Origin of the sequence: Streptomyces akebiae, assembly GCF_019599145.1 — a bacterium.
GTDB lineage: Bacteria > Actinomycetota > Actinomycetes > Streptomycetales > Streptomycetaceae > Streptomyces > Streptomyces akebiae.
The window spans coordinates 3,228,627-3,251,594 of sequence record NZ_CP080647.1; the positions used below are offsets into that span (position 1 = coordinate 3,228,627).

18 protein-coding genes are annotated in these 22,968 nt (G+C 70.6%); 10 read left to right on the plus strand and 8 right to left on the minus strand.

The window, feature by feature from the left end; translation table 11 throughout:
* Positions 1 to 90 precede the first annotated feature (90 nt).
* From K1J60_RS13695 to K1J60_RS13715, 5 genes are all read right to left on the minus strand, one after another.
* Positions 91 to 1,539: a cytochrome P450 gene (locus K1J60_RS13695; RefSeq protein WP_259407714.1), complete on the minus strand. Its 1,449-nt coding sequence runs from the start codon at positions 1,537 to 1,539 to the stop codon at positions 91 to 93.
* A gap of 144 nt (positions 1,540 to 1,683) precedes the next feature.
* Complete coding sequence (locus K1J60_RS13700) at positions 1,684 to 3,927, minus strand: HelD family protein (RefSeq protein WP_220646468.1); 2,244 nt, start codon at positions 3,925 to 3,927, stop codon at positions 1,684 to 1,686.
* Positions 3,928 to 4,115: 188 nt separating this feature from the next.
* Positions 4,116 to 4,448 carry a thioredoxin family protein gene (locus tag K1J60_RS13705; protein ID WP_078937260.1) on the minus strand — a complete coding sequence of 111 codons (333 nt, stop codon included), beginning with the start codon at positions 4,446 to 4,448 and terminating at the stop codon, positions 4,116 to 4,118.
* Positions 4,445 to 4,879: a MerR family transcriptional regulator gene (locus K1J60_RS13710; RefSeq protein ID WP_220646469.1), complete on the minus strand. Its 435-nt coding sequence runs from the start codon at positions 4,877 to 4,879 to the stop codon at positions 4,445 to 4,447. The genes K1J60_RS13705 and K1J60_RS13710 overlap by 4 nt, the downstream gene beginning before the upstream one ends.
* 234 nt (positions 4,880 to 5,113) lie before the next feature.
* Positions 5,114 to 6,496 carry a cation:dicarboxylate symporter family transporter gene (locus K1J60_RS13715; protein ID WP_220646470.1) on the minus strand — a complete coding sequence of 461 codons (1,383 nt, stop codon included), beginning with the start codon at positions 6,494 to 6,496 and terminating at the stop codon, positions 5,114 to 5,116.
* A gap of 505 nt (positions 6,497 to 7,001) precedes the next feature.
* Here K1J60_RS13715 and K1J60_RS13720 point away from each other — a divergent pair.
* Positions 7,002 to 8,738 carry an ATP-binding protein gene (locus K1J60_RS13720; RefSeq protein WP_220646471.1) on the plus strand — a complete coding sequence of 579 codons (1,737 nt, stop codon included), beginning with the start codon at positions 7,002 to 7,004 and terminating at the stop codon, positions 8,736 to 8,738.
* Positions 8,735 to 9,427, plus strand: a complete 693-nt coding sequence (locus tag K1J60_RS13725) for a response regulator (protein WP_220646472.1) — start codon at positions 8,735 to 8,737, stop codon at positions 9,425 to 9,427. The genes K1J60_RS13720 and K1J60_RS13725 overlap by 4 nt, the downstream gene beginning before the upstream one ends.
* Before the next feature lie 272 nt (positions 9,428 to 9,699).
* Here the strand turns inward: K1J60_RS13725 and K1J60_RS13730 are convergent, their stop codons facing one another.
* Complete coding sequence (locus tag K1J60_RS13730) at positions 9,700 to 10,254, minus strand: hypothetical protein (protein WP_220646473.1); 555 nt, start codon at positions 10,252 to 10,254, stop codon at positions 9,700 to 9,702.
* A gap of 150 nt (positions 10,255 to 10,404) precedes the next feature.
* Here K1J60_RS13730 and K1J60_RS13735 point away from each other — a divergent pair, with 150 nt between their 5' ends.
* The 5 genes from K1J60_RS13735 (at position 10,405) to K1J60_RS13755 (ending at position 16,758) form a co-directional block, all read left to right on the plus strand.
* The gene (locus K1J60_RS13735) at positions 10,405 to 11,820 is read left to right on the plus strand and encodes an extracellular solute-binding protein (protein WP_220646474.1); all 1,416 of its coding nucleotides are present in this window, start codon (positions 10,405 to 10,407) and stop codon (positions 11,818 to 11,820) included.
* A gap of 10 nt (positions 11,821 to 11,830) precedes the next feature.
* Positions 11,831 to 12,721 carry a carbohydrate ABC transporter permease gene (locus K1J60_RS13740; RefSeq protein WP_220646475.1) on the plus strand — a complete coding sequence of 297 codons (891 nt, stop codon included), beginning with the start codon at positions 11,831 to 11,833 and terminating at the stop codon, positions 12,719 to 12,721.
* Positions 12,722 to 12,726: 5 nt separating this feature from the next.
* Positions 12,727 to 13,551: a carbohydrate ABC transporter permease gene (locus K1J60_RS13745; protein ID WP_220646476.1), complete on the plus strand. Its 825-nt coding sequence runs from the start codon at positions 12,727 to 12,729 to the stop codon at positions 13,549 to 13,551.
* 254 nt (positions 13,552 to 13,805) lie between these two features.
* Positions 13,806 to 14,684, plus strand: coding sequence for a 5'-methylthioadenosine/S-adenosylhomocysteine nucleosidase family protein (locus K1J60_RS13750; RefSeq protein WP_220646477.1), 879 nt, complete (start codon positions 13,806 to 13,808; stop codon positions 14,682 to 14,684).
* Positions 14,685 to 14,787: 103 nt separating this feature from the next.
* Positions 14,788 to 16,758, plus strand: coding sequence for a tetratricopeptide repeat protein (locus tag K1J60_RS13755; RefSeq protein ID WP_259408259.1), 1,971 nt, complete (start codon positions 14,788 to 14,790; stop codon positions 16,756 to 16,758).
* Between the two features lie 6 nt (positions 16,759 to 16,764).
* On the opposite strand, the gene K1J60_RS13760 is transcribed toward K1J60_RS13755, so the two are convergent.
* Positions 16,765 to 17,226, minus strand: coding sequence for a PPOX class F420-dependent oxidoreductase (locus K1J60_RS13760; RefSeq protein ID WP_220646478.1), 462 nt, complete (start codon positions 17,224 to 17,226; stop codon positions 16,765 to 16,767).
* A gap of 173 nt (positions 17,227 to 17,399) precedes the next feature.
* On the opposite strand from K1J60_RS13760, the gene K1J60_RS13765 reads away from it, so the two are divergent.
* Positions 17,400 to 18,194: a helix-turn-helix domain-containing protein gene (locus tag K1J60_RS13765; protein WP_259407715.1), complete on the plus strand. Its 795-nt coding sequence runs from the start codon at positions 17,400 to 17,402 to the stop codon at positions 18,192 to 18,194.
* Positions 18,195 to 18,259: 65 nt separating this feature from the next.
* On the opposite strand, the gene K1J60_RS13770 is transcribed toward K1J60_RS13765, so the two are convergent.
* Positions 18,260 to 19,285 (minus strand): ATP-dependent 6-phosphofructokinase, encoded by a 1,026-nt coding sequence (locus K1J60_RS13770; RefSeq protein ID WP_220646480.1) that lies wholly within the window; start codon positions 19,283 to 19,285, stop codon positions 18,260 to 18,262.
* A 279-nt stretch (positions 19,286 to 19,564) separates the two neighbouring features.
* On the opposite strand from K1J60_RS13770, the gene pta reads away from it, so the two are divergent.
* Positions 19,565 to 21,703 (plus strand): phosphate acetyltransferase, encoded by a 2,139-nt coding sequence (pta, locus tag K1J60_RS13775; protein WP_220646481.1) that lies wholly within the window; start codon positions 19,565 to 19,567, stop codon positions 21,701 to 21,703.
* A gap of 32 nt (positions 21,704 to 21,735) precedes the next feature.
* The gene (locus tag K1J60_RS13780; protein ID WP_220646482.1) at positions 21,736 to 22,947 is read left to right on the plus strand and encodes an acetate kinase; all 1,212 of its coding nucleotides are present in this window, start codon (positions 21,736 to 21,738) and stop codon (positions 22,945 to 22,947) included.
* Positions 22,948 to 22,968: the final 21 nt, after the last annotated feature.

Sequence of the window (22,968 nt, forward strand, 5' to 3'; positions counted from 1 at the left end):
GTCCGGTGAGGGCTGGTCGCGCAGCCCCTGCTTCTCAGGGGCGCGGGGAACTGCGCGAGAAGCCCCACCGGACCCGCACCCGACAACGCGTCAGCCGCTTCTCCTCCTGCCCGACATCATCCGCCGCAGCAACCCCAACAACCCACTGCTCTCCTCTTGCCGCACCCCCGGCTCAACACCCGCGACCCCCGCCTCGGCCGACGCAGCCGACGCTCCCGCCCCGTCCACCCACCGCTCCCCCACCCCACGCACCGAACTGTGCCCGGCGAGTTCGTAACGCACCGGCAGCAGCTTCAACCCCCGCACCACAGGCCCCGACCGCCACGGCAACTGATCCGGCGGCAGAGTCAGCTCCGCCCGGCCGAAGTGCTCGAAGATCCGCCCCACCGCGGTCGTGACGATCGTCCCCGCCAGCTCCCGTGCGGCGCTGGGACACTGATGCGGCCCCGCCCCCCACGCCAGATGCGCCCGCGTACTGACGGCTGAGTCGACGAGGTGCGAGGACCCGATCTTCAGCAGATCCTGATGCGCGGCGGCGACGGACGGCGACACGATGTCCCCGGCCCGGATCAGGAAGTTCCCGAGCCGCACGTCACGCGCCGCGAAGCGGAAGCACAGATTGGCCGTCGGCGGATTCGCCAGCGCGGCCCGGTTCACGGTCTCCCCGAGCTGCCCGTTCGACAGGCTCCGCCGCACGGTCGCGTTCCCCCGCAGCACCTCCAGCAGCGTGTTGCAGACCATGTTGCCGGTGATGTCGTTGAGATAGACCGCGTTCATGAACAGCTCACGGCCCAACTGCTCGTCGCTCAACGACGGGTCGGCCAGCAGCATGTAGGAGGTGAGGTCCTCCCCGGGGCGGGACCGCCGATGCGCGGCGAGCCGTGTCATAGCCCCCAGCGCCCGCCCGGTCGCCGGCCCCGCGTCCGGTCCGCCGTCCAGCATCCGCCACAGGTCCATGACCATCTCGTCGCCGAGTTCGACGGGACACCCGAAGAGCTTGGTCGTCACCATGAGCAGCAGCGGCCGGGTGTACTGCGCCGCGAGGTCGGCGAACCCGGTGGTCCCCGACTCGGCGGCGAGCATGGCGATCAGTTCGTCGGCGTAGTGCGCGACGGCCGCCCGCAGCTCCCAGCCCTCGGGCGAGTGCCCGTCCTGGAAGGGCCGCATCGCCGAGTGGTAGCTCAGCCGTGCGTGGCGGTGCTCCTCGTCGTCGAAGAACATGGTCTGCCGGACCTCGTACCCGGCGAGCAGGGGCCAGTCCTGGGGCAGCCGCCCCTCCGCCCGCGCCCGCCAGTGCCGTACGTCGCGCCGCCACACGCTCTCGTTGCGCAGGACCTCCAGCACCTCGCGGTAGTCGAGAACCAGCCACGCCGGCACCCCCATCAGCCCCACGGGTGCCACGGGGCCGTACGTACTCCGCAGTCGCTCGTAGACGCTGCCCGGGTCCCCGTCGAACTCCGAGGTCAGCAACGGCTCCACGGGGAGCGATTCCAGGCCGGGGCCGCCGGTCGGTGCGGCCGCGAACGGATGTGTTTCCATGCCGACACGCATACCGCATGAAGCGTGTACGAGCAGTGACGATGACGCCAACCGTTACAGGTTGGTGATCCCTGATGCACCTGTGGTGACGGTGGCGGGGGTGCCGGCTGCCGGGCACCCGGCAGTCGGCCACCCCGGCCCACTTCAAGCCAGGGCCGGCAACTCCTCCAGCGCCTTCGGCAGTTCCTCGGCGTGCACGACACCGAGCGTCTGCGTCGCTCGCGTCAGGGCGACGTACAGATCGCTCGTGCCGAAGCGCCCCGGCTCGACGACGAGCACGGAGTCGAACTCCAGGCCCTTGGCCTGCCGGGGGTCGAGGAGGACGACGGTGCGGGTCAGGTCGGGCTCCGCGCCCGCCGTGACGCCGTCCAGCCGGGCCGCCAGCGCCCGGTGCAGCTCGCGCGGCGCGATCACCGCGAGGCGGCCCTCGGCGGGGGTGAGTTCGGCGACCACCCCGGCCACCGCGGCGGGCAGTTCCCTCGTCGCCGCGCGGCGCGCCCAGGGCCGTACGCCGGTGGACCGTACGGAGCTCGGCGGTTCGAAGTCCGGCCGCTCGGCGCGGACGACACCGGCCGCGACCGCCATGATCTCGGCGGGGGTGCGGTAGTTGACGCCCAGCCGGGTGTGCTCCCAGCGGTCCTGGACGTACGGGGCGAGGATGTCGGCCCAGGAGCCGACGCCCGCGGCCTCGGCCGTCTGGGCCGGGTCGCCGACCAGCGTCATGGAGCGGGTCGGCGAGCGGCGCATCAGCAGACGCCAGGCCATCGGCGACAGCTCCTGCGCCTCGTCGACGATGATGTGCCCGAACGCCCAGGTGCGGTCGGCCGCCGCCCGCTCGGCCGCGCTGCGGTGGTCGTCCTCCTCGTGCCGCTCGGCGAACCGTTCGGCGTCGATGATGTCGTGGGCGGACAGCACCTCCGAGCCGTCGGGGTCGCTGTCCTCCTTGTCCTCGAACTCGTAGGTCCGGGACGCGTAGGACACCTCCAGCACGCCCTGCGCGTAGGCGATCTGGGTCTCCCGCTCGCGCTCGGCACGGGCCCGCGCCGGCCGGTCGTCCTCCCCGAGCAGTTCCGCGGCCTCGTCGAGCAGCGGCACGTCGGCGACCGTCCACGCGCGCGTGACCGGACGGCGTACGGCGTCGGCGTCCTCCTTCGGCAGATACGCGTCCGGCTCGGCCAGGAAGTCGGCGATCAGCCGGCGCGGGGTGATCCGGGGCCACAACTGGCCGATGGCGGACCAGACCTCGGGGTTCTCGGCCAACTCGTCGCGGATCTGGGTGATGTCACTGGCGTCGAGGAGGTTGCTGCCGTCGTACGGGTCGGTGCCGATGCGTTCGGCGACCATCTCGGTGAGGGTGTTGAGGATGTAGCCCTCGAAGTACTCGCGGGCCGCGTTGTGCGGGAGTTTCGCCTCGCGGGTGCGCTCGCGGGCGACCCGTACGAGGTCGTCGTCGAGCATGAGGATCTCCCGGTCGTGCTCGATGGCGATCACGGGGTCGGGCAGCGACTGCCGGTCCCGCACGACGGCCGCGAGGACGTCGGCCATGACGGCGCTCCCCTTCACCCGGGCGGCCGCCGGGGTGTCGGTGGCGGTGGCCCGTACGCCGGGGAACAGTTCGCCGACCGTGGCCAGCAGCACCCCCGTCTCGCCCAGCGACGGCAGCACCTCGCCGATGTAGCCGAGGAAGGCCGGGTTGGGCCCGACGACGAGGACGGCGCGCTTGGCGAGCAGGTCCCGCTGCTCGTAGAGGAGGTAGGCGGCCCGGTGCAGGGCGACGGCGGTCTTGCCCGTGCCGGGGCCGCCCTCCACGACCATCACCCCCTGGTGCGGGGCGCGGATGACGCGGTCCTGCTCGGCCTGGATGGTCTGCACGATGTCGCCCATGCGCCCGGTGCGGGCGGAGTTGAGGGCGGCCAGCAGGACGGCGTCGCCGGTCGGGTCCTCGTACCCGGTACGGGTCGCGTCGCCGAGGTCGAGGATCTCGTCGTGCAGGGCGGTGACCCGGCGGCCCTCGGTGGTGAGGTGCCGGCGGCGGCGCAGCCCCATCGGGGTGTGGCCGGTGGCGAGGTAGAAGGGTCGGGCGACGTCGGCGCGCCAGTCGATGAGGATCGGGGTCCGCTCGGCGTCGTCCTCGCGCAGCCCGATGCGGCCGATGTGGTGGACGGCCCCGTCGGCGAGGTCGAGCCGGCCGAAGCAGAGCGAGCCGTCGACGGCGTTCAGCGCGGCCAGCAGTCCCGAGCGCTCGGCGACCAGGATGTCCCGCTCCAGACGGGCCTGCATGGGCGTGTTGCCCTGGGCGAGCGCGTCCGTGACGGACCCCTCGGTCTCACCGCGCAGGGCGTCCACGCGGGCATACAGCCCGTCGATGAATTCCTGCTCGCGCCGCAATTCATCGTGTGAATCATGCGAAAAGCCGGTGTTTGACAATTCCACTCCCGCCCGGATATACTCTGCTCACTGAACTTCTTTGCGACCCATCCTTTTGAAGTCGCGAACCATTCAATATACGCAGAAAAAGCCCCCGAGCACAATTGCTCGGGGGCTTTTCTCGTCCCTGAGGTCGGAGCCGTCGTCCGTCAGAGCACGTCGTCCAGTTCCGCCAGCAGCCGCCGCTTCGGCCGCGCGCCGACCATGGCCTTCAGCGGCTCACCGCCCTTGAACACCATGAACGTCGGCATCGAGAGCACCCGGTACGCGCGGGTGGTCTCCGGATTGGTGTCCACGTCCAGCTGCACCACCTTCAGCCGCTCGCCCTCCTCCGCCGCGAGCGCGCTCAGCACCGGCCCCATCTGCCGGCACGGCGGACACCAGTCGGCGGTGAACTCCACCAACACCGGCAACGCGGCCCCGATCACCTCCGCCTCGAAGTCCGCGTCTGTCACCTCGGCCACACCAGCCGCTCTGATCACAGCTCCCCGCCTCCCGCTCCCAGTTCACACTCCGGCTCCGGACCGCCCGGAACCCCCGCCTCGTCCGCCAGCCGCTGCCGCGCCCGCTCGGCCCGCGCCAGCTGCTCGCCGACCGACGCCCGCACCGCCGCCAACTCGCCGATCAGCGCGTCGAGTTCGTCCAGCTTCCGCCGGTACACCGCCAGCGACGCCGGGCACGAGTCGCCCTCCGGATGGCCCGCCCGCAGGCACTCCACGAAGGGCCGTGTCTCCTCCAGGTCGAACCCGAAGTCCTGCAAGGTCCGGATCTGCCGCAGCAGCCTCAGATCCGCCTCGTCGTACGTCCGGTACCCGTTCCCCGCCCGCCGCGCGGGCAACAGCCCCCGCGCCTCGTAGTACCGCAACGCCCGTGTCGTCGTCCCGGCCCGTGCCGCCAGCTCCCCGATGCGCATACGAGGACGGTATTCCTTGACGCCGACGTCAAGGCCAACGCGCCCCGTCCGGGACGCGAGGAATGCGCGAGAAGCCCCGTCGGCGGGGGCGGATCGAGACGCGAAAAAACCGAGTGACCAGGTCTATAGGGGGAGGACCTGGCCACTCGGGGTTCTGGGACTCTTCAGTTGGTTTCCGTACGGCCGGGTCTACGGGGGGAGGACCCGGCCGTACGGAGTCGTGGAGGCGGAGCCTCAGGCCTTGGCGAGTTCCTTCTCGCCCTCCGGCTCGGCGGCGGCAGCCGCCGGGGCGGACCCGTGACCGTCGTCCAGCAGCGTCGCCTCGTCGAACGGCGCCTGCCCGGCGAGGACCTGGTTCACCCGCTCCTTGTCGATCTCCTTGGTCCAGGTACCGATGAGGACCGTGGCGACCGCGTTGCCCGCGAAGTTCGTCAGGGCGCGGGCCTCGCTCATGAAGCGGTCGATGCCGACGATGAGGCCGATGCCGTCCACCAGGGCCGGCTTGTGCGACTGCAGACCACCCGCGAGGGTCGCGAGACCGGCGCCGGTGACACCCGCCGCGCCCTTGGAGGCGACCAGGAGGAAGAGCAGCAGCGCGATCTGCTCACCGACGGCCATCGGCGTGCCCATGGCGTCGGCGATGAACAGGGACGCCATGGTCATGTAGATCATGGTGCCGTCGAGGTTGAAGGAGTAGCCGGTCGGGACGGTGATGCCGACGACGGGCTTGCTGACACCCAGGTGCTCCATCTTCGCGATGAGCCGCGGCAGCGCGGACTCGGAGGAGGAGGTGGACAGGATCAGCAGGAACTCACGGCCCAGGTACTTGAAGAGCGTGAAGATGTTCAGCCCCGCGACGATCTTCAGCAGCGCGCCGAGGACGATGAAGACGAAGAGGAAGCAGGTGACGTAGAAGCCGATCATCAGCACGGCGAGGCTCTTGAGGGCGTCGAGGCCCGCGGAACCGGTCACGGCCGCGATGGCACCGAAGGCACCGATCGGGGCGACCCACATCACCATCGCGAGGATGCGGAAGACCAGGCGCTGGATGTGCTCGATACCGCGCAGGATCGGCTGGCCGGCGTCGCCCATGGCCTGGAGCGCGAAGCCCGCGAGGAGGGCGACGAGCAGGGTCTGGAGGACCTCGCCGCCGGTGAACGCGGAGACGATCGTGGTCGGGATGATGCCGAGCAGGAACTCGGTGGTGTCCTTCGCCTCGGCCGAGACCTGTGCCTGACCGGTCTCCTTGATCGCGTCGGTGACCGCGAGACCCGTGCCGGGCTCGACGATGTTGCCGACGACCAGACCGATGGCGAGGGCCACCAGCGACATGATCAGGAAGTAGACCAGGGCGATACCGCCCACGGCGCCGACCTTCGCGGCCTTCCGTACGGAGCCGATGCCCAGCACGATCGTGCAGAAGATGATCGGCGAGATCATCATCTTGATCAGGTTCACGAAGCCGGTACCGATGGGCTTCAGCTCGACGGCGAAGTCGGGGGCGATGAGACCCACGGCGATGCCGAGGGCCACAGCCACGATCACGGCGATGTACAGGTAGTGGGTGCGGTCCCGCTTGGCGGGTGCGGTAGGTGCCGTATGGGTGGTGCTGGCCACGGCTGCCCTCCTCGTCGACGACGTCGTCGGCTCGCTGTTCCGGCGTGCGGCTCACGTCCGGGGGAATGCGGGAGACGGTCTCCCTGGTGGGAACCGGCGGGTTCCCGGGTGGGAGACCGGCTCCCGGGGTCGGGAGCCGGCGGGCTCCCGGAGCCGGTAGCTGGGGGACTGCCGGCGGTGGGAGCAGGGCTCCCGGGGGGTGTGGGAGCCGGGGCTCCCGGCGGTGGAAGCCGGCGGGCTTCCGGGGCCGGAGGCCGAGGCCTCCGGTGGGAGCTGGGGGCTCCCGGGGCGGGGAGACGGGCTCCCGATGGTGGGAGAGATGTCTCCCGGGGGTGGGGGACGGGCTCCCGGCGGCTCGGGTTGTGGGGTCCCGGGGCGGGAGTCGTACTCCCTGTCGGTGTCCATGTGCTGGACGGGTCGATGCAGTGACTATCTCCCTCCCTGTGAGGGCGGTCACCCTTCCGTTCATTTAGTTCACGCCAACCCGTGGATGCAGACTGTTGCCATGCGCGTCCCTCCCCGCCTCCGTCCCCGCAGCCTGGCCGGTCAGCTCTTCGCCGTGCAGGCGGTGCTGATCGCGGCCGTCGTGGCCGGATACGCGCTGTTCACGTACATCAGCGACCGCTCCCAGGCGGAGGAGGCGGGGCGTCGTCAGGCCCTGGCCGTGGCGGCCACGGTGGCCGACTCCCCGTCGGTCCGGGCGGCGATCCACACGTCCGATCCGACCGAGCGGCTCCAGCCGTACGCCACGGAGGTGCAGCGGCACGCCGGCGTCGACTTCGTCACGATCATGACCCGTGACGGCATCCGTTGGACGCACCCCGACCGCGACCGGATAGGGGAGCACTTCCTCGGCCACATCGAGAAGGCGCAGAACGGCGAGTCCTTCACCGAGACCTACACCGGCACCCTCGGCCCGTCGGTGCGCGCGGTCACCCCGATCATGGAGGACGGCGAGGTCATCGGCCTGGTCAGCGCCGGCATCCGGGTCCAGGCGATCAGCGACCGCGTCGAGGACCAGCTCACGGCCCTGGTCGGAGTGGCCGTCGGCGCCCTCGCCCTCGGCGGCATCGGCACCTACATCGTCAACGCCCGGCTGCGCCGCCACACCCACAACATGAACGCCGCCGAGCTGAGCAACATGCACGACTACCACCAGGCCGCCCTGCACGCCGTGCGCGAGGGCCTGCTGATGCTCGACGGCCAGTACCGGGTGGCCCTCATCAACGACGGGGCGCGGGAGCTGCTGGGGGTGACGGACGACGTGGTCGGCCGTTCGGTGGCGGAGCTGGGGCTGCCCGCCCCTCTGACGGGCGCCCTGCTCTCCTCGGAGCCCCGGGTGGACGAAGTGCTCCTGACCGCCGAACGGGTGCTGGTCGTGAACACCTCTCCGGTGTCGGGCGGCCAGCGCAGGGGCGCGGTGGTCACCCTGCGCGACGTGACCGAACTCCAGTCCCTCACGGGCGAGCTGGACTCCGAGCGGGGCTTCACCCAGGCGCTGCGTTCCCAGGCGCACGAGGCCGCCAACCGCCTCCACACGGTCGTCTCGCTCATCGAGCTGGGCCGCTCGGACGAGGCGATCGACTTCGCGACGGCGGAACTGGAGCTGGCGCAGGCGCTGACGGACCAGGTCGTGGCGGCGGTCAGTGAACCGGTGCTCGCCGCCCTGCTGCTGGGCAAGGCCGCCCAGGCGAACGAACGGGGCGTCGAACTGGTGGTCTCCGAGGACAGCCGCATCGACGACGGCCTCCTCCCGGAGTCCCTCCCGGCCCGTGACCTGGTCACGGTCCTGGGCAACCTGATCGACAACGCGGTGGACGCGGCGCAGGGGTCGGTGGGGGCGAGGGTTACGGTGACGGCGTACACGGACGAGACGGGCGCGCCCGGGGACATCGGGGCGGGCGGGCCGTTGGACGATCCCGTGCTGGTGCTGAGGGTGTCGGACACGGGGGCGGGCGTGGACCCGGCCCTCGCGGAGGCCGTCTTCGAACGCGGCTTCTCGACGAAGCCCGCCGGACCCGGCGGCCGCGGCCTCGGTCTGGCCCTCGTACGGCAGACGGCGCGCCGGCACGAGGGCACGCTGACCGTGTCGGAGGCGGCCGGGGGCGGGGCGGAGTTCGAGGTACGACTGCCGCTGGGCAGGAGCGGTACGAACAGGACGGGGCAAGCTGTACAGGCTGCACCGACCGCACATGCTGTCCAGGCCCCTCGGGCCACTGTGGCTGGAGGCGACGACGCATGACGAAGGCCGGGTCCGACCCCATCAGAGTGCTGGTCGTCGAGGACGACCCCGTGGCCGCCGACGCGCACATGATGTACGTCGGCCGCGTCCCCGGCTTCACGGCGGTGGGCAAGGCCCACACGGGCGCGGAGGCGCGGCGCGCGCTGGACCGTACGCCGGTGGACCTGCTGCTGCTGGACCTCCACCTGCCGGACGTGCACGGCCTGCAACTGGCGCGTTCCCTCCGCGCGGCCGGCTACCACGCGGACGTGATAGCGGTGACGTCGGCGAGGGACCTGACGGTGGTCCGGGAGGGCGTCTCGCTGGGCGTGGTGCAGTACGTCCTGAAGCCGTTCACGTTCGCGACGTTGCGGGACCGGCTGGTGCGGTACGCCGAGTTCCACGCGGCGGCGGGCGAGGCGAGCGGCCAGGACGAGGTGGACCGGGCGTTGGCGACCCTGCGGGCGCCGGGCCCGGCGGCACTGCCGAAGGGGCTCAGCGCCCCGACGCTGGAACGGGTGACGGTGGCCCTGCGGGACGCGGGCGAGGGCCTGACGGCGGCGGGCGTCGCCGAGGCGGTCGGCATCTCACGGATCACGGCCCGGCGCTATCTGGAGCACCTGGTGGACGCGGGCCGGGCGGCGCGGAGTCCGCAGTACGGGCAGGTGGGGCGGCCGGAGTTGCAGTATCGGTGGGTGAAGGGGCAGTAGGGGGCGGCGGGGCCGGCCCAGGGGCGAGGGCGGCGGCCGACAGGCCGGGGCGGGCCGACGGGCGGGGGCCGGCCGACGGGCCAGACCAGCCGACCGACAGGACCAGCCGACAGGCGAGACCGGACGACAGGCGGAACCAGCCAACAGGCAAGACCGGCCTACAGGCGGAACCAGCCAACAGGCAAGACCGGCCTACAGGCGGAACCGGCCGACAGGCAGGACCAGCCTGCCGACAGGACCAACCAACCAGCGACGCCAGCCGACCGACAGGGTCAGCCGGAGGGGTTCGGCGCCCGGAACGGTGCGGCGTAGACGACGACCTGTGCACCGAGCCCGAGGATCGTGAGGGCCTCGGCGGCCGAGAGCGCGACGAGTCCGGGGCTGGTCCTCCCGCTCACCCAGTACACCAGCAGCCCGGCGAGCGGGACGACGCAGAAGGCCAGCAGATCGATCCCGCACTGGATGGCCTTGCGGGACCGCCTGCGCGCATCGGCCCGATGCGCGACTTCCCAGTCGAAAACCTTCTCCGCACCGGCGAGCTGGGCGAGCCGCGGTCCGAGATCGTCCCGCACGTACGCCCCGATCGCGGAGATCTTCTCGTCGTTGACGAGGTAGGTCCATCCCAGCACGACACACACGGGCGGCAGCGCGAGCAGCATCGCCGGCTGTTTCGCCTGCGCCGAGGCGGCGATGACGGCGGCGAGCACGGTGAGGGTGACGTAGAGCAGGTTGTCCCGGAACCCGATCCGCGTCTTCTGCTCGTCCTTGACGGTCTGGTACTCGACGAGCAGCAACTGCCCGACGGTGACGTCGTCCCGTTCCGACACCCTTGCCCCCTACCCGGCGCCAACGAAGCCTCTGCTCAAGCACCTTAAGGGGAAGCGGTGCAGACTCATTGACCTGACTAGACCACTCCCCTTACCGTCACCGGGCACCACCCAAGGCCACAGCGACGTAGCCAGCAGGAGGTCGTGCCCGTGCGCCCCACCGCACCCAGCTCCCGCCGATCCCCCCTCCGCCTCCTCCTCACCGCCGCCCTGGCGGTCACCGCGCCGGGCGCGCTCGCCGCCTGCGGCAGCGGCTCCGGCAGCGACCCGGACACGGTGGAGGTCTCCTACAAACAGTCCACGGACAACCAGGTCCGCGTGATGGACACCTTCCTCGCCGACGTCAAGAAGCAGTTCGAGAAGGCGAATCCGGGCAAGAAGGTGAAACTGGTCCCGATCAAGGCCCCGGACTCGGAGTACTACACCAAGGTGCAGCAGATGCTGCGCTCACCGAAGACGGCACCGGACTTGGTCTACGAGGACACGTTCCTCATCAACTCGGACATCACGAGCGGCTATCTGAAGCCCCTGGACGATTACCTGGCCGACTGGAAGGACTGGGACCAGTTCATCGACACGGCCAAGACGGCGGCGAAGGCCGAGGACGGAAAGACGTACGGCATTCCGGACGGCACGGACACGCGCGGTCTGTGGTTCGACAAAGCCATCTTCGAGAAGGCGGGCCTGCCGTCGGACTGGCAGCCGAAGAGCTGGGCCGACCTTCTCACCGCCGCCCGCACGATCAAGGCCAAGGTGCCCGATGTCATCCCACTGAACGTCTACACGGGGAAACCGGCAGGCGAGGCCGCGACCATGCAGGGCTTCGAAATGCTCCTCTACGGCACGGAGGGCGCGACCGCGGCCGGCGCGACCGACCCCCTGTACGACGAGAAGTCGAAGAAATGGAAGGCGGGAACCCAGGGGTTCAAGGACGCCCTCGCCTTCGTGGAGACGGTCTACAAGGAGAAACTGGGCCCGGAGGTGTCCGACGCCCTCGACCCCAACATCAGCACCCGAGTACGCGGCGAACTCCTCCCCGAGGGGAAACTGGGCATCAACCTCGACGGCTCCTGGCTCCCCCAGGACTGGTTGCCCGGCAGCGGTCATGAATGGCCGGAGTGGTCGGAGAAGCTGGGCCTCGCCCATATGCCGACGCAGAACGGCCAGTCCCCCGGCAAGGTGAGCATGTCCGGCGGCTGGACCTGGGCCATTCCCGACAAGGCCGGTAATCCCGACCTCGCCTTCGAGTTCATCGAGACGATGCAGTCGAAGGCGAACGCGCAGAAGTGGTACATCGCCAATTCCGGGATCGCCGTCCGCAAGGACGTGGCCGCCGACCCCGCCTACGTGGAGGCCCAGCCCGGCATCAAGTTCTTCACCGACCTGGTGTCCAGCACGCATTACCGCCCGGCGTACCCCGCGTATCCGAAGGTCTCCACGGCCATCCAGGAAGCGATGGAGTCCGTGACGACGGGAGACGCGTCGGTGGCGGAGGCGGCGAAGAACTACGACGAGGAGTTGAAGGCGGCGACGGACGACCAGGTGATCGAGGGGACGGAAGAATGAGCCCTCGCGCATGAAGAGGCAGGCATCGGGGCCTCCTCACCCCGCCTTCCGGGCGTTCACCCGAGCCCTCCCCCTCACCCCCGCCTCGGTCCTCCTGCTCCTGTTCCTGGCCGGCCCGATCGCCTACTGCGCCTACATCGCCTTCACCGACCTCCAGCTCACCGGCCAGGCCGAGGACTCCTTCATCGGCTTCGACAACTTCCGTACGGCGTTCGGGGACGAGGCCTTCCTCAACGCGGTCTGGCTGACCCTGGTCTTCACGGTGGTCTCGGCGCTGCTCGGCCAGAACACGCTGGGCCTGGCGCTGGCGGCGCTGATGCAACGCGCCTCGAAACCGGTTCGCACGCTGGTGGGAGGAATCGTCGTCACCGCGTGGGTCCTGCCCGAGGTGGTGGCGGGGTTCCTCCTGTACGCCTTCTTCCGCCGGGAAGGCACCCTGAACGCCGTCCTGGACTGGCTCCAACTCCCCACCCAGAACTGGCTGTACACGCTTCCGATCCTGGCGGTGTCGTTCGCGAACGTCTGGCGGGGAACGGCGTTCTCGATGCTGGTCTACTCGGCGGCCCTGAACGAGATCCCGAAGGAGATCACGGAGGCGGCGGAGGTCGACGGCGCGGGCGGCTGGCGCCGCATGTGGCACATCACGCTCCCGATGATCCGCCGCTCGATCGGCACGAACCTGATGCTCATCACGCTGCAGACGTTGTCGGTCTTCGGCCTGATCTGGGTGATGACGAGGGGTGGCCCGGGCGGCAGGAGCCAGACCCTCCCCCTGTTCATGTACGAGGAGGCGTTCCAGAAGAGCATGATCGGCTACGGCACGGCGGTGGCGCTGTTGTTGCTGGTGGTGGGTTCGCTGTTCTCGGTGATCTATCTGCGGCTGCTGCGGACGGAGGTGTAGGTGCCGTGACCTCCCCGAACACCCGTCGGCTCGCGGCCGACGCGGGGCTGCTCGCCATCGCCGCGGCGTTCGTCCTCCCGCTGGCCTGGGTGATCCTCTCGTCGGTGGACCCGCGGGCGGACCTGACGGTGAAAGTCCCGGACGGCGTGACCCTGGACAACTTCGACGCGGTCCTGACCCCGGAGATCACCTTCACGCCGATGCTGAACAGTCTGCTGCTGTGTGGCGGGGGGACTGTGCTGACGGTGATATGCGCGGCCCTGGCGGCCTACCCGTTGTCGAGATTCCGCTCCCGCCTGAACCGCCCCTTCCTCCTCACCATCCTCTTCGCGACGAGCCTCCCGATCACGGCGATCATGGTGCCGGTGTACGCGCTCTTCGTCCAGGTGAACCTGATCGACACCATGCAGGGCACGATCTTCTTCTTCGCCGCGTCCCAATTGCCGTTCGCGATCTGGCTGATGAAGAACTTCATGGACGGGGTGCCGAAGGAACTGGAGGAGGCGGCGTGGACGGACGGCGCGTCGTCGCTCCAGTCGCTGGTGCGGGTGGTGCTGCCGCTGATGGGGCCGGGCGTCGCGGTGGTGACCGTCTTCTCGTTCGTGATGATGTGGGGGAACTTCTTCGTTCCGTTCATGCTGCTGCTCACGCCTGAGCAGATGCCGGCTGCCGTGAGCATCAATGAATTCTTCGGGAATCGGGGGACGGTGATCTACGGGCAGCTGGCGGCGTTCTCGGTGATCTATTCGACGCCGGTGGTTTTGTTGTATGTGGGGGTGGCGAGGCGGTTGGGTGGGGGGTTTGCTCTGGGTGGGGCGGTCAAGGGGTGAGGAGTTGCTCGAGGGCTGCGGCTCGGGTGCGGGCTTCCGCGGTTTCAGCGGGCTGGTCGGCTCGGACGTAGGCGTCTACGGCCTGGAACCAGTGGGCACGGCTTCAGCAGGACGTCGGGCGGCCGCATGGGCCAGGGCCAGGTTCTGCAGCGTGGCGGCTGCCCAGAACCAGTCCCGCGAGCCGGTACCCATCTCGCGCCCCTCGACCAGTCAACACCCGCACCGGGCGAACCTCTTGGCAGTACCTTGAAACCGTGCCGGAGACTCACCCCACCGTCCTCGTCCTGACCGCGCTCGCGCTGGAGTACGCCGCTGTGCGTCCCCACATCGAGGACCGGGAGGAGCTCGTCCACCCTGACAACGCCGGAGCCCGAGTGGAGCGGGGCAGGCTCTCCGGCACCGACTGGTACCTCGCCCTCGCCGAACTGGGCGAGGGCAACAGCAACGCGGCCGCGCTCACCACGCAGATCATCGGCTGGCTGAAGCCGGAGGCGGTGCTGTTCGTAGGCGTCGCGGGCAGCCTCAAGGCCGACATCGGCATCGGGGACGTCGTGGTCGGCACGAGGGTGTACGGCATCCACGGTGGCAAGCAGACGGAGAACGGCTTCCAGGTCCGTCCCGAGGCCTGGCCGGTCTCGTACGCGCTGGAGAGCGCGGCGCGTTCCGCGGTGCGGGACATGGACGGCGTACGGGCGCACTTCAAGCCGATCGCCTCCGGTGACGTGGTCCTGGCCGATGCCGAGTCGAAGATCGCCCAGCATCTGCGCGAGAACTACAACGACGCCGCGGCGATCGAGATGGAGGGTGCGGGCACGTTGCGCGCCGCCCACCTGAACGGCCAGCTGCACGCGCTGGTGCTCCGGGGCATCAGCGACCACGCCGACGCCGCCAAGCACGAGGCCGACGCGACGGGTTCGCAGGAGCGGGCCGCCGCCCAGGCGGCCTCGGTGGCGGTGGCGACGCTTCGGAAGCACCGGCCGCGCGGGGGCCGCGACGGCTCCTCCGACACCGAGGAGGGACCCCAACGGGTCGACGGGGACGGCGGAGCCTCGTACGGAGGCGACCACATCGACCTCCGGGGCGGCCCCTTCCACGGACCCGTCATCGGCAAACAGCTCGGACACCGGCCGTAGCGGCACGCTCCACGGTCCGGTCCCGGTCGCGACCACCACCCTCCCGCCCCGCCCTCCCGGCTTCACCGGCCGCACGGCGGATCTGGACCGCCTGCTCCCCCATCTGGCCCCCACCTCGGACGAGAGCGCCCCGCTGCTCTTGGCCGTCACCGGCATGGGCGGCGTCGGCAAGACGGCCCTCGCGTTGGAGTCGGCGCACCGGGCACGGGCCGAGGGTTGGTTCCCCGGCGGGTTCCTCTTCGTCGACCTGCGCGGCTACGACGACGACCCGGCCACCGCCGACCAGGCCGTCGTGGCCCTGCTCGACGCGCTGGGCGTACGCGGCTCTGATCTGCCACCGACGACGGCACGCCAGTACGACACCTTCCGCACGCTCCTCGCCCAGCGGCACGACCGCACGCTGCTGATCCTGGACAACGCCTCGGACCCGTCCCAGTACCTCCCCCTGCTCCCCGGCACGGATCACCACCGGGTGCTGATCACGTCCCGGGAGCGCCCGGACGCGCTCCCGGTACGCGTCATCGCACTCGAAGCGCTCGACCCCGACGAGTCCGCCGCGCTGATCACCCGCGCCCTGCACTACGCCGACGAACGCGACGACCGCCCGACTCGTGAACCGGACGCCCTCCACGAACTCACCGCCCTCTGCGGCCACTTGCCCCTCGCACTCCAGATCGCGGCGGCGACGCTACGCCGACGCCGCCACCGACACGAGGGAATCGCGTCGCTGGTGGAGGAGATCAGGGCTGCCGGGGACCCGACGACCGCACTCGACAACGGCAGTCCCGGGACGGACCTGTACGGGCGCTCGCTGGTCCTGCGGCCGGTGCTGGAGACCTCGTACCACCGACTGCGGGAGGACCGGGCCCGGTTGCTGCGCCTGTTGTCCCTCGCTCCCGACTCGGAGACGACCACGGAGGCGGTGGCCGCGCTGGCCGACGCGGACACGACCTCCGTGCTCGCCCCGTTGGAGTACCTGGCCGCCGCCCACCTGGTCACACCGGTCCGGGACGACCGGGCGCAGGGCTCGATGCCGCGGTGGCGGTTGCACGACCTGGTGCGGGCGTACGGCATGAGTGTGGTGGCGGGGGACGCGGGGTTGCGGAGGGAGGGGGAGGCCGCGCGGCAGCGGGTGCTCGCGTTATACGTGCGGTGGGCTGACGCGGCGACTCACCGGCTGCGCCGGGTTGCCGGCGGGCAGGACTCGCAGGGCCGGTTCGTGACCCGGCAGAAAGCGCTGGAATGGCTGGACCGCGAGCGCGCGGGGCTGGTGGCGGCAGTGCGGTGGGCGGCAGAGGAACCTTTCACGGCGGCAGCGGTGGAACTGGCCTCCCACCTGGCGATGTACCTGGAGTGGCGGCGCTTCTTCGACGACTGGATCACCGTGGCCGGTATCGCGCGGAGTGCCGCCCACCGGTCCGGTGACCGCATCGCTGAGGCCCGCGCGTGGGACCACCTGGGTATCGCCATGCGGGACACGGGTCGGGCGAAGGAGGCGGTTGACGCCCACACCCGTGCCCTCGCCCTGTTCAGGACCAGCGGTGGCCACGCCGGTGAGGCCCGCTCCTGGAACAACCTCGGCCTCGCCCTGCTGTCGGCACGTCGGCTCAAGGAGGCCGCCTCCGCCCACACTCAGGCCCTCGAACTGTTCCGGGCCGTCGGCGACCGTCTCGGCGAAGCCGACGCGTGGGGCAGCCTCGGTATCTCTCTGGGGGCGGCGGGGCGGCCGGAGGAGGCGCTCACCGCCCTCGCCCGCGCCCGCGACCTGTACCAGGCCGTCGGGGACCGTCTCGGCGAAGCCAACGCGTGGGCCAACCTCGCCTTCGCCCAGAGGGACGCGCGCCGGATGAACGAGGCGATCGAGGCATACGGCAGATCCCTGGAGATTTTCGAGGAGTTCGAGAACTGGTACGGGGCCGGTCAGACCCTCGAACACCTGGCCATGATCCACGAGGCGGTCGGCGCGCGGGACCAGGCCCGCGCCCACTACCTCCGAGCCTGCGACGCCTTCACCCTCGCCGACGCACCCGATCGGGCCACCCGCGCCCGAGCCGCCGCGGCAGCCCTGGCGTAGCCGCCGTCACGCCTCCTGCTCCGGCCCACCCAACTTCCCAGCCCGGAACGGCTCCACCCCCACCACCCGCCGCACCCGCACCGCCTCGATCAGGATCATCAGGCGCCGCTCCCCGGGCAGGAGCCATGGATACCGCTCCTCCCCGATGTACTTCCGCGTGAGCCGGTCCATGGCCCGTTCCGCCTCCTCCCCCTCCACGAAGCGCACCACCCGTCCCCGGATCTCCGCCCGGTCGTAGGGGTTCTCGGTATCGATGTGGGACAGGGAGACGCTCGGGTTGCGCCGCAGGTTCTCCTCCTTCACCCGCCCCACAGAGGTGTTGACCATGACGTACTCGACCCCCGCGTCCTCCTCGATGTCCACCCACATGGGGGACACCTGAGGCGCCCCGTCCGGCCCGACCGTCGCCAAGTGCCAGAAATTCGGCGCCAGTAGGCGCTCACGTATGTGCCCGTCCAGCTTCGTCATGCCGTCATCCCTACCCAGGCCGTCCACGCATCCGCACCCGGGCCCCAGGCTCCCAGGGCCGCCCCTCGATCCCCAGGAGTCACAGGCTTCTCACCACCCGTAGCTTCCTACAATCCGTGTTTGTGGCCGAACAGCCCGTAGTCACCGCAGCCCCGCGCCCCTACGTTGTGCGCGTGCACCGACGCTCAGCCCACGAACGGCAGCCCCAGCACCCCTACCCGCACCCGCACTCGAACCCGCGGCCATACGCGCACGCGGACACGGACCCCCAAGCCGCCGCCCCCGCCCCGCCCTTCAACGCCCCGGCCGCCCGCCAACTACGCGTGGCGCTGGGCATGGGGCCCGAACACGTCGCCTACGGAATGCGGTCCTCGTACGGCCTCCCGTACGTCACCCCGGACCTGGTCGCCGCCTGGGAAGGCGGCGCCGTCTCCCCCACCGGCCCCGAACTCAGCGCGCTCGCGGGGGTGTTGTGGTGCTCGGTCGGTGAACTCGTCACCGCTCCCAGGACCCTGCGCGAGCACCGCACGGCGCAGGGGATCGCCGCCGAGGACGTCGCCCGCGCGGTCGGCCTCGAACTCTCCTCGTACCTGGGGATGGAGGAGACCGGGGAATGGCGCGGCACCGACCGTCAGTCCGCCGCCCTCGCCACCGTGCTCGACCTTTCGCTGCCCGAACTCACCACCGTGACGGGGCGCGAGACGAAACTCAGGGAGCTGCTCCACAGCGCGGTCACCACCCGCTGGCAGGCACACGTCCGACCGATCACCAAGATGCTCGCCCTCGACCGGCATCTCCTGGAAGACGTCCTCCAGGAGATGCACACCGACTACCAGGGCCTGATGACCGCCACCCTCACCTGGGCCAACGGCACCGCCGCGACCGACTCGGGCGACGCCGGCCGCGACTACCTCGACCGGATCACCGACCACTTCTGGTCACTGGTCCGGCGAACGGCCCCCTACTGACCCCGGCCCGCCACACCCGCCGCACCGCAAGTGGAAAGACCTGGCGCCGCGGCCCCGGGGGACCCCTAGAACACCGACTCCGCCTCGTCCATCCGGTCCTTCGGCACCGTCTTCAGTTCGGTCACCGCCTCCGCCAGCGGCACCATCAGCACCTCGGTGCCGCGCAGGGCGGTCATGCGGCCGTAGTCGGACCGGTGCGCGGCCTCGACCGCGTGCCAGCCGAAGCGCGTGGCGAGCACCCTGTCGTACGCGGTCGGGGTGCCGCCGCGCTGGACATGACCGAGGATGACCGGCTTGGCCTCCTTGCCGAGGCGGCGCTCCAGCTCGTACGCGAGCGCCGTGCCGATGCCCTGGAAGCGCTCGTGGCCGAACTGGTCGATCTCGCCGTGGCCGTAGTCCATGGAACCCTCAACCGGGTGCGCGCCCTCGGCGACGCAGATGACCGCGAACTTCTTGCCCCGCGAGAAGCGCTCCTCCACCATCTTCACCAGGCCGGCGGGGTCGAAGGCCCGCTCGGGCAGACAGATGCCGTGCGCGCCCGCCGCCATCCCCGACTCCAGGGCGATCCAGCCCGCGTGCCTGCCCATGACCTCGACCACCATCACCCGCTGATGGGACTCGGCGGTGGTCTTCAGGCGGTCCATCGCCTCGGTGGCGACACCGACGGCCGTGTCGAAACCGAACGTGCGATCGGTCGACGAGATGTCGTTGTCGATGGTCTTCGGGACACCGACCACCGGAAGGCCCGCGTCGCTGAGCATCCGCGCCGCCGTCAGCGTGCCCTCGCCGCCGATCGGGATCAGTACGTCGATACCGAACCGGTGGGCCATGTCCTGGGCGTTCTCGCAGGCCTCGCGCAGACGGTCGCGCTGGAGGCGGGAGGAGCCGAGAATCGTGCCGCCACGGGCCAGGATGCCGCTGACGGACTCCAGGTCGAGGGTGCGGTAGCGGCCGTCGAGGAGACCCGCGTAGCCGTCCTCGAAGCCGATGACCTCGTCGCCGTAGTGGGCGACCGCTCGGTGCACGACCGACCGGATCACTGCGTTCAGGCCCGGACAGTCGCCGCCTGCGGTGAGAACTCCGATACGCATCGTGCTGTGTCTCCTGCTCGTCCTGATCGTCCTGAGCGTCCTGAGTGTCCGGCTCGGTGCCGGTACTTATGAGCCAGTCCGATTGTTTCACGGCCGACCGGGGGTCGCCGCGCCCCTCCCGCCCCACCCGGCACCCCTCCCCGTTGATGGGCGCCTTATCCATGGCCAGAGGTATTGTCAAGAGGGTTTCCGTCCGCCGCGACGGTGATTTCCGCCCCTCCCCTGCCGAACCTGCCGAACCTGCCGAAACAGTCGAACCACATGAAACGGAGAGCACACGTGACGCGCAGCGTGTACGTGACCGGGATCGATCGCGGCGATGGCCGCCAGGTCGTCGAGCTGGGGGTGATGGAGCTCCTGACCCGCCAGGTCGACCGGGTGGGGGTGTTCCGGCCGCTGCTGCACCACGGACCGGACCGGCTCTTCGACCTGCTGCGCGCCCGCTACCGGCTCACCCAGGACCCGGCGACCGTGTACGGCATGGACTACCACGAGGCGTCCACGCTCCAGGCCGAGCACGGCACGGACGAGCTGGTCTCCACCCTCGTCGACCGGTTCCACGCCGCCGCCCGCGACTACGACGTCGTCCTCGTCCTGGGCACCGACTTCGCGGACACGCAGTTCCCGGACGAGCTGTCGCTCAACGCCCGGCTCGCCAACGAGTTCGGAGCGTCCGTCATCCCGGTGGTCGGCGGGCGGAAGCAGACCGCCGAGTCGGTCGTGGCCGAGACGCACAACGCGTACCGCGCGTACGAGGGCCTCGGCTGCGACGTGCTCGCCATGGTCGTCAACCGGGTCACGCCCGCCGACCGCGGCGAGATAGCCGAGCGGCTCGGGGACTCGCGGCTGCCGCTGCCCGTGCCCTGCTACGTCCTGCCCGACGAGCCCGCGCTCTCCGCGCCGACCGTCGCCCAGATCACCCACGCCCTCGGCGGCAAGGTCCTCCTCGGTGACGACTCGGGCCTCGCCCGCGACGCGCTGAACTTCGTCTTCGGCGGTGCCATGCTGCCGAACTTCCTCAACGCCCTGACCCCGGGCTGTCTGGTCGTCACCCCCGGCGACCGCGCGGACCTCGTCGTCGGCGCCCTCGCCGCGCACAGCGCCGGCACCCCGCCGATCGCCGGTGTGGTGCTCACCCTGAACGAGCGGCCCAGCGACGAGATCCTCACGCTCGCCGCCCGCCTCGCCCCGGGCACCCCGGTCGTCGCCGTCGAGTCGGGCTCCTTCCTCACCGCCTCCGAACTGTTCTCCATGGAGGGCAAGTTGAGCGCGGTGACACCGCGCAAGGCGGAGACCGCGCTCGGGCTCTTCGAGCGGTACGTCGACACCGCCGAGCTGCGGGGCCGGGTCTCGGCGCCGAGCAGCGACCGGATCACTCCGATGATGTTCGAGCACACGCTCCTCGAACAGGCCCGCTCCGAGCGGCGCCGGGTGGTCCTGCCCGAGGGCACGGAGGACCGCGTCCTGCAAGCGGCCGAGGTCATCCTCCGCCGGAACGTCTGCGACCTGACCCTCCTCGGCCCCGTCGAGCAGATCCGCAAGAAGGCCGCCGACCTCGGCATCGACCTCGGCGACAGCATGCTGGTGGACCCGGCGACCTCCGAGTGGCGGGACTCCTTCGCCGAGAAGTACGCCGAGTTCCGCGCCCACAAGAACGTCAGCCTGGAACTGGCGTACGACGTCGTCTCCGATGTGAACTACTTCGGCACGCTGATGGTCCAGGAGGGCCTCGCCGACGGCATGGTGTCGGGATCGGTGCACTCCACGGCCGCCACCATCCGGCCCGCCTTCGAGATCATCAAGACCAAGCCGGACGCGGGCATCGTCTCGTCCGTGTTCTTCATGTGCCTCGCCGACAGGGTGCTGGTGTACGGGGACTGCGCGGTGAACCCGGACCCGAACGCCGAGCAGCTCGCCGACATCGCGATCCAGTCGGCCGCCACCGCACGGCGGTTCGGGGTGGAGCCGAGGATCGCGATGCTGTCGTACTCCACGGGGACGTCCGGGTCGGGCGCCGACGTCGACAAGGTGCGCGAGGCCACCGGGATCGTGCGCTCCCGACGGCCCGACCTGCTGATCGAGGGGCCGATCCAGTACGACGCCGCCGTGGAGCCGAGTGTCGCGGCGACCAAGCTGCCGGACTCCGAAGTCGCGGGCCAGGCAACGGTGTTGATCTTCCCGGACCTCAACACCGGCAACAACACCTACAAGGCCGTACAGCGGTCGGCGGGCGCGCTCGCGGTCGGGCCGGTCCTCCAGGGGCTGCGCAAGCCGGTCAACGACCTGTCCCGGGGCGCGCTCGTGCAGGACATCGTCACCACGGTCGCCATCACGGCGATCCAGGCCCAGACGCCGGCGGCCGGGACCGCCGTGCCCCCGGCCCCGGCCACCGCCGGCGCGACCGCCACCGCCCCGTGACTCCCACCGACGACAGAAGGCACCCGACCACCGTGACCGCCACCCGCGTCCTCGTCCTCAACTCCGGTTCCTCCTCGGTCAAGTACCAGCTGCTCGACATGCGCGACAGCGGCCGGCTGGCCGTGGGCCTGGTCGAGCGGATCGGCGAGGAGAACTCCCGGCTGAAGCACACCCCGCTCACCACCGGCGGCGCCTCCCGCGAGCGCACCGGGCCGATCGCCGACCACGAGGCCGCTCTGAAGGCCGTCGCGGAGGAACTGGCCGCGGACGGGCTGGGCCTCGACTCCGCCGAACTGGCCGCCATCGGGCACCGGGTGGTCCACGGCGGACAGAGTTTCACCGAGCCGACCGTGATCGACGACACCGTGCTCGCGGAGATCGAGCGCCTCATCCCGGTGGCGCCGCTGCACAACCCGGCCAACCTCACCGGGATCCGTACGGCTCGGGCGCTGCGCCCGGACCTGCCGCAGGTGGCGGTGTTCGACACGGCGTTCCACACCACCATGCCGGAGTCGGCCGCCCGCTACGCCATCGACGTCGAGACGGCCGACGCGTACCGCATCCGCCGCTACGGCTTCCACGGCACCTCGCACGCGTACGTGTCCCGGGCGACGGCCGAACTGCTGGGCAAGGACCCCTCGGAGGTGAACGTCATCGTGCTGCACCTCGGCAACGGGGCGTCGGCCTCGGCGGTCGAGGGCGGCCGGTGCGTGGACACCTCCATGGGGCTGACGCCTTTGGAGGGGCTCGTGATGGGTACGCGGTCCGGAGACATGGACCCGGCCGTCATCTTTCATTTGATGCGCGTTGGCGGAATGTCCACGGACGAGATCGACACTCTCCTCAACAAGAAGAGCGGTCTGATCGGGCTGTGCGGCGACAACGACATGCGGGAAATCCGCCGGCGAATCGACGGGGGCGACGAGCGGGCGAAGCTGGCCTTCGACATCTACATTCACCGGTTGAAGAAGTACATCGGCGCTTACTACGCGGTGCTCGGCCGGGTGGACGCGGTCGCGTTCACGGCCGGGGTGGGCGAGAACGCGGCGCCGGTGCGGGAGGCCGCCCTCGCGGGCCTGGCGGGCCTGGGCCTCGCCGTGGACGGCGACCTCAACGCCGTACGGAGCGACGAGCCGCGGCTGATCTCGCCGGCCGGTGCGCGGGTCGCCGTCGCGGTGGTCCCGACGGACGAGGAACTGGAGATCGCGACACAGACCTACACCCTGGTCGGAAAGAACATCTGAGCTTCGAAAAGAACAACTGAG

What these genes read in the sequence shown, in the direction of transcription:
- K1J60_RS13695 (WP_259407714.1), bottom strand. Translation starts at nt 1,539, where the DNA reads ATGGAAACACATCCGTTCGCGGCCGCACCGACCGGCGGCCCCGGCCTG.
- K1J60_RS13710 (WP_220646469.1), bottom strand. Translation starts at nt 4,879, where the DNA reads ATGCGCATCGGGGAGCTGGCGGCACGGGCCGGGACGACGACACGGGCG.
- K1J60_RS13720 (WP_220646471.1), top strand. Translation starts at nt 7,002, where the DNA reads ATGCGCGTCCCTCCCCGCCTCCGTCCCCGCAGCCTGGCCGGTCAGCTC.
- K1J60_RS13725 (WP_220646472.1), top strand. Translation starts at nt 8,735, where the DNA reads ATGACGAAGGCCGGGTCCGACCCCATCAGAGTGCTGGTCGTCGAGGAC.
- K1J60_RS13740 (WP_220646475.1), top strand. Translation starts at nt 11,831, where the DNA reads ATGAAGAGGCAGGCATCGGGGCCTCCTCACCCCGCCTTCCGGGCGTTC.
- K1J60_RS13760 (WP_220646478.1), bottom strand. Translation starts at nt 17,226, where the DNA reads ATGACGAAGCTGGACGGGCACATACGTGAGCGCCTACTGGCGCCGAAT.
- K1J60_RS13770 (WP_220646480.1), bottom strand. Translation starts at nt 19,285, where the DNA reads ATGCGTATCGGAGTTCTCACCGCAGGCGGCGACTGTCCGGGCCTGAAC.